Source organism: Tepidimonas sp., assembly GCF_036824975.1.
Taxonomy (GTDB): Bacteria; Pseudomonadota; Gammaproteobacteria; order Burkholderiales; family Burkholderiaceae_C; genus Tepidimonas.
On sequence record NZ_DAISZC010000092.1, the window covers coordinates 1 to 6,403 of the forward strand.

Consider the following 6,403-nt stretch of genomic DNA (forward strand, 5'->3'; position numbering starts at 1 on the left):
GCAGGGCGGCGTATTGCACCAGCCCCATCAGTCCCACCAGCAGCGCCAACAGTGTGGCCAGCGCTTCCATCAGGGTGTGCAGATGGACCGACCCCTGCCATGCCGCTACGCCCGGCTGACTGGCCACCGTCAGCACTGCCAGCACGGCCGTGGTCGCCCCGTAGCTCAGGACGCGACGGCGCGCTGAGCGCGTGAGATCCGGCGCCGCGGTGTCACCCATGGCCACCCCCGGTGTCGCGCGGGGGGGGGAAGGGGCCGTCGGTGGGGCAGCAGGCGCGCCAGCTTCGCGTGGCTCATCCTGCGAGCGGTCAGTCGCGCGGGCAGTGGTCATGCGTTCATCATACGCCGCAATATCCCAGGCGATTCGACAGGCGCTCGGCCGCTTCGCGCAGCACGCGCGCTGGGGCGCCGTGTGGGTCCAGATCGAGGAGGGCACTGGGGGCGATGGCCGCAATCGCCAGCACCACCCGCCCGAAACCGTCGAACACCGGTACCGCCATTGCGCTGATGCCGGGCAGCAGCTCGTCGCGCACCCGGCTCAGCCCCGCGCGCCGGATGGCCTCCAGCTCGGCCGCGAAAGCGGCGTCCTGCAACGCCTGCGCCTCGCCCTCGCGCGCCAGCGCCTCGGCCACCGTGGCTGCAGGTGCAAACGCCGCGAAAATCTTGCCCGTGCCGGTGTGCCGCAGCGAGGCCGGCGTGCCATGTCGCATGGCCACGTGCACCGGGGTCGGGCCGTGCTCCACATGCACGATGATGGGGCCCACCGGGCCCCACACGGCGGCCGATACCGTGCAGCGCACCGTCTGCGCCAGCGCGGGCAGTTCGGCCACCGCCAGCCGCACCGGATCGACCTGCTGCAGCCCAATCAGGCCCAGCTGCAGCGCCAGCGGACCCAGCCCGTAGTGACCGCTGACCCGATCCTGCTCGATCAGCCCAAGCTTGCCAAAGCTCACCAGATACGGGTGCGCCTTCGCGGGCGTCATGCCGGCCGCGCGGGCCAGATCTTTCAGCGGCAGGGCGGCGCCACTGCGCACCAGCACCCGCAGCAGCTGCCCGCCCACCTCGATGCTCTGGATACCGCGCGATCCGCGCGCCCCGGGCTCATCGGCCGTGCCGCCGTTTGTCGTCGCCGAGGTGTGCCGGGGTGCGTTTCTGTTCACCATTTGTCGGTTGCATGCGTGTCCGGCACCGATGCCGGGATTGGGGTTTTTACTGAGGTAAATGGATTCGACATGGTACAACGTTGTCGCGTATCATCGGAATTGTTGTATGGCAAACACGTTCGGGATGGATGAATTCCCATCCCGGCGCTGACGGAGCGTATACCCATGAGCACCAAAGCCTTTGCCAGCCAGGCCGACCTACAGGACAAGCAGGTCAGCTTTACGCGGCTGTCCGACCACGCCTACGCCTACACCGCCGAGGGCGACCCCAACACCGGCGTCATCATCGGTGATGACGCGGTGATGGTCATCGACACCCAGGCCACGCCGGCCATGGCGCAGGACGTGATCCGCCACATCCGCCAGGTCACCGACAAGCCGATCCGCTACGTGGTGCTGTCGCACTACCACGCGGTGCGAGTGCTGGGTGCCAGCGCCTATCAGCCGCAGCACATCATCGCCAGCCAGGACACCTACGACCTCATCGTCGAACGTGGCGAGGCGGACAAGGCTAGCGAGATCGGGCGCTTTCCGCGCCTGTTCCGTGCCGTCGAGACCGTGCCGCCCGGCCTGACCTGGCCCACCATCACCTTCACTGGCCAGATGACCATCTGGCTGGGCAAGCTGCAAGTGCAGCTGCTGCAGCTGGGCCGCGGCCACACCAAGGGCGACACGGTGGCCTGGCTGCCGCAGGAGAAGATCTTGTTTTCGGGCGACCTGGTCGAGTTCGAAGCCACGCCCTATGCGGGGGATGCGTATTTCCGCGACTGGCCGCAGACGCTGGACCGCATTGCGGCCCTGCAACCCGAGAAGTTGGTGCCGGGTCGCGGGGCGGCGCTGACCACGCCGCAGCAGGTGCAGGCAGCACTGGCCGGCACGCACGCCTTCATTGCCGACGTGTACGCCAGCGTGCAAGCGGGCGTGGCCGCCGGCAAGGACCTGAGGGCCGTGTACCGCGAGACGTACGAGCGCCTCAAGCCCAAGTATGGCCACTGGGTGATCTTCGACCACTGCATGCCGTTTGACGTGACGCGCTGCTACGACGAGGTCACCCAGTATCCCGACCCCCGTATCTGGACCGCCGAGCGTGACCGCCAGATGTGGGAAGCTCTGGAAGGCTGAGTCGGCGCGGCCGCGGATGCGCGCCAAGGCGCTGCGGCCATGTCCCAATCCGCCACCCATGTCTACCATCCCGTCGCCAGAGGAGATCGTTCATGCTGCAGATCCAGCGCATCCACCACGTGGCCTACCGCTGCCGCGATGCCAAGGAAACCGTCGAGTGGTACGTCAAGCACCTGAACATGAAGTTCGTGCTGGCCATTGCCGAAGACCAAGTGCCCTCCACCAAGGCGCCCGACCCGTACATGCACGTATTCCTCGACGCCGGGCAGGGCAACGTGCTGGCGTTTTTCGAACTGCCCAACTCGCCGGCCATGGGGCGCGACCCCAACACCCCTGAATGGGTGCAGCACATCGCGTTCAAGGTGGACAGCGTGCAGACGCTGGAAGAAACCAAGGCGCGTCTGGAGGCGGCGGGCATTCCCGTCGTCGGCATCACCGACCACACCATCTTCAAGAGCATCTACTTCTTTGACCCCAACGGCCACCGTATCGAACTGGCGGCCGACGTCGGCACCCCCGACATGTACGAAAAACTCGACGCGGTGAAGTGGGACATGCTCAACGAGTGGGCACAGACCCGGCGCGCGCCCCGGCATGCGGCGTGGATGCACGAAAAAGAGTTCCACGCCGTCGACTGACCGACCCCGCGGGTATCGGTGCGCGGCGTGCGGCCCCGATGACGGGGCCAGCGTCGGCGGGTCCAGCGCCGCTCGGGCAGTCCCTGGCCAGTGGCTCAAGCCCGGGTTGCGGCGGGCCGGCCGGGTTTGCAGACCGCGTCCAGTGGCAGGCGCACCGTTGACCGCCCCGCGCGCGCCCTGACCGTCTCATCTGTAGGAAAGACTGTTATGTTGCACACCTACACCTATCCCCAGTACGCCTACCGGCAAAGCGACGAACAGCGCGAGGGGCGCCGTGTGCGTTACCCGGTGGTGGTCATCGGTGCCGGCCCCGTGGGCATGACGCAGGCGCTGGACTGCGCGTTCCGCGGTATTCCCACCGTGGTGCTGGATGACAACAACACCGTCAGCGTCGGCTCGCGGGCGGTGTGCTACGCCAAGCGCCCGCTGGAGATCTGGGACCGCTTGGGGCTGGGTGACGATCTGGTGGCCCAAGGCGTGCAGTGGAAGGTGGGCAAGGTGTTCTTCCGCGACGAGCTGGTCTACCAGTTCGACCTGCTACCGGAGGAGCACCACAAGATGCCGGCCATGATCAACCTGCAGCAGTACTACCTGGAGGAGCGGCTGGTGCGCGCGTGCGACGAGTCGCCGCGAGTGGACCTGCGCTGGAAGCACAAGGTGCTGGCGGTGGAGCCGCAGTCCGACCACGTGGTGCTGACGGTCGAGACGCCCGACGGCATTTTCAAGATGGAGGCGTCGTGGCTGATTGCGTGCGATGGCGCCAGCAGCGACACCCGGCGCATGATCGGCGCCGACTTCATCGGCCAGTTCTTCCAGGACCGCTTCCTCATCGCTGACGTAGTGATGAAGGCCGACTTCCCGACCGAGCGCTGGTTCTGGTTCGACCCGCCCTTCCACCGCCACCAGAGCGTGCTGCTGCACAAGCAGTGTGACAACGTCTGGCGCATCGACTTCCAGCTCGGATGGGATGCCGACCCCAACGAGGAGAAGAAACCAGAGCGGGTCATCCCGCGCATCCAGGCCATGCTAGGGCCGGACGTGCCGTTTGAGCTGGAGTGGGTGTCGGTGTACCAGTTCGCGTGTCGGCGCATCGACCGCTTTCGCCACGGGCGCGTGATCTTCGCCGGCGATGCGGCGCACCAGGTTTCACCGTTTGGCGCCCGCGGCGCCAACAGCGGCGTGCAGGACTGTGACAACCTGAGCTGGAAGCTCAAGGCGGTGCTGGAGGGCGACGCACCCGAGTCGCTGCTGGATACCTACCACGACGAACGGGCGTTCGCAGCCGACGACAACATCCTCAACTCCACGCGCTCGACGGACTTCATCACACCCAAGAGCCGCACCTCGCTGCGGTTGCGCAACGCGGTGCTGGAGCTGGCGCGCACCGAACCGTTTGCGCGCCCGCTGGTCAACAGCGGGCGGCTGTCCACGCCGACGCCGTATGTGCATTCACCCTTGAACACGCCCGACACCGAGCCGTTTGCCGGCCGCATGGCGCCGGGCACCAACTGCGCTGACGCGCCGATCGAGCGCGATGGACGCCCGGGTTGGTTGCTGAACCAGCTGGGTGACGGTTTCGTGCTGCTGAGCTTTGGGCCCGCCGAGCCGGTGCGCGTCGGTGGCGTCGAGGCGCGTGTCCTGCAGGTGGGCCGTGACCTGATCGACCGTGCGGGCGTGCTGGCCGAACGTTACGACGGTCAGCCCGGCACGGTGTACCTGATTCGGCCCGACCAGTACGTCGCGGCGCGCTGGCGCCGTTTCGACCGCGCTGCCGCCACTGTGGCGCTGGCGCGAGCCCTCAGTCACGCCAACGCCTGAGTCACACGCCGGTGGGGTGGTGTTTGCGTCCCGCGTCGCCACCCACCCGTCGCCCGGAGTCGTCCCATGCCCCTGAACCGACACCCCCATATCATCGATCCGGACGCGTTTTACGAGGAGCTGATCAACGCTCAACGCGACCTCAGCGACGAGCAGGCCGAGATGTTTTTGGCCAAGCTGGTGCTGATCCTGGCCAACCATGTCGGCGATCGCAGCGTGCTGTCGCAGGCCATCGCCCTGGCGCGGGCCAATACGCTGGCTGTGGCGCCGCCACACTGACCGGATGTGCGCCCCGGCCATCGTGGTGGCGCCAGCGGCGCCTACCCGAAGCCCAAAGGACCGACCGATGAATGAATGCAACGAGACCCACGATCCCACCCTGCGCAGCTGGGTGGACGGCGCCAACCGGCCCGACACCGATTTCCCCATCCAGAACCTGCCATTTGCCAGTTTTCGCCGCCGCGACCGCGGCGAAGCCTGGCGCGGTGGCGTGGCCATTGGCGACGCCATCGTGGACCTGGCGGCTCTGCACCGGGCCCATCCCTTCGACGGGCTGGCGGCCGAGGCGCTGGCCGCCGGGGCCGAGCCGCAGCTCAACGCGCTGATGGCCCTGGGGCCGGCGCACTGGAGCGCACTGCGGCTGGCGCTGTCGCGCGCGCTGCGCGCGAGCAGCCCCTGGCGCACCACGGTCGAGCCGTGTTTGGTGCCGCAAACCGAGGCCGAGTACGGCCTGCCCGCGCGTATCGGCGACTACACCGACTTCTACACCTCGGTGCATCACGCCACCAACATCGGCCGGCTGTTTCGGCCCGACAACCCGCTGCTGCCCAACTACAAGTGGATCCCGATCGGCTACCACGGCCGCAGCTCCAGTATCGGGGTGTCGCCACAAGCCTTTCACCGTCCGTATGGGCAGATCAAGGCCCCAGACGCGCAAGCGCCGGTGCTCGCGCCCAGTCGGCGCCTGGACATCGAGCTGGAGCTGGGCGTCTTCGTCGGCCCCGGCAACGCGCTCGGCCAACCCATTCCGATGGCTGCCGCCGAGGCGCACGTGTTTGGCATCGTGCTGCTCAACGACTGGTCGGCGCGCGACATTCAGGCCTGGGAGTATCAGCCGCTGGGGCCATTTCTGGCCAAGAACTTTGCCACCACGATCTCGCCGTGGGTGGTGACACTGGAGGCGCTGGCACCATACCGCGTCCCATTAGAGCGACCGGCGGACGACCCGCAACCGCTGCCGTATCTGGACGACCCGGTCAACCGGGCTCGCGGCGCCTTTGACATCCGCCTGTCCATCGCCTGGCAGACCGCGCGTATGCGCGAACAGCGCTTGCCCGAACAGGTGGTTGCCCAAACCAGCTACCGCTACGCGTACTGGACCGTGGCGCAGATGGTGGCACACCACACCATCAACGGCTGCAACCTGCAGCCGGGCGATCTGCTGGGCACCGGTACGCTGTCTGGCCCCGCTCCGGAGCAGGCAGCGGCCTTCATCGAGCTGACGCACGGTGGCAAGCAGCCGCTGTGCCTGCGCAGCGGTGAGCAGCGCACCTTCCTGGAAGATGGCGACACGGTGGTGCTGCGCGGTTGGTGTGAAGCCCCAGGGGCAGCGCGCATCGGTTTTGGCGAGTGCCGCGGCATGGTGTTGCCGGCACGCAGTTA

At 67.5% G+C, this 6,403-nt stretch carries 6 protein-coding genes; 5 read left to right on the forward strand and 1 reads right to left on the reverse strand.

What is annotated here, in order from left to right; all coding sequences use genetic code 11:
• Positions 1 to 338: 338 nt before the first annotated feature.
• Positions 339 to 1,163, reverse strand: coding sequence for an IclR family transcriptional regulator (locus tag V7Z54_RS09220; protein ID WP_334136040.1), 825 nt, complete (start codon positions 1,161 to 1,163; stop codon positions 339 to 341).
• 165 nt (positions 1,164 to 1,328) lie between these two features.
• On the opposite strand from V7Z54_RS09220, the gene V7Z54_RS09225 reads away from it, so the two are divergent.
• The 5 genes from V7Z54_RS09225 to fahA all read left to right on the forward strand — a co-directional run.
• The gene (locus tag V7Z54_RS09225) at positions 1,329 to 2,285 is read left to right on the forward strand and encodes an MBL fold metallo-hydrolase (protein WP_334136042.1); all 957 of its coding nucleotides are present in this window, start codon (positions 1,329 to 1,331) and stop codon (positions 2,283 to 2,285) included.
• 95 nt (positions 2,286 to 2,380) lie between these two features.
• Positions 2,381 to 2,923 carry a VOC family protein gene (locus tag V7Z54_RS09230; protein ID WP_334136049.1) on the forward strand — a complete coding sequence of 181 codons (543 nt, stop codon included), beginning with the start codon at positions 2,381 to 2,383 and terminating at the stop codon, positions 2,921 to 2,923.
• A 207-nt stretch (positions 2,924 to 3,130) separates the two neighbouring features.
• The gene (locus tag V7Z54_RS09235; RefSeq protein WP_334136043.1) at positions 3,131 to 4,741 is read left to right on the forward strand and encodes an FAD-dependent oxidoreductase; all 1,611 of its coding nucleotides are present in this window, start codon (positions 3,131 to 3,133) and stop codon (positions 4,739 to 4,741) included.
• A gap of 66 nt (positions 4,742 to 4,807) precedes the next feature.
• Positions 4,808 to 5,020 carry a DUF2783 domain-containing protein gene (locus V7Z54_RS09240; protein ID WP_334136045.1) on the forward strand — a complete coding sequence of 71 codons (213 nt, stop codon included), beginning with the start codon at positions 4,808 to 4,810 and terminating at the stop codon, positions 5,018 to 5,020.
• A gap of 67 nt (positions 5,021 to 5,087) precedes the next feature.
• On the forward strand, positions 5,088 to 6,403 hold a 1,316-nt coding region (gene fahA, locus V7Z54_RS09245), incomplete at its 3' end, for a fumarylacetoacetase (RefSeq protein WP_334136047.1).

Excerpts from the sequence above, each read along its gene's own strand:
- V7Z54_RS09220 (WP_334136040.1), bottom strand. The coding sequence starts at position 1,163 with ATGGTGAACAGAAACGCACCCCGGCACACCTCGGCGACGACAAACGGC.
- V7Z54_RS09225 (WP_334136042.1), top strand. The coding sequence starts at position 1,329 with ATGAGCACCAAAGCCTTTGCCAGCCAGGCCGACCTACAGGACAAGCAG.
- V7Z54_RS09235 (WP_334136043.1), top strand. The coding sequence starts at position 3,131 with ATGTTGCACACCTACACCTATCCCCAGTACGCCTACCGGCAAAGCGAC.
- V7Z54_RS09240 (WP_334136045.1), top strand. The coding sequence starts at position 4,808 with ATGCCCCTGAACCGACACCCCCATATCATCGATCCGGACGCGTTTTAC.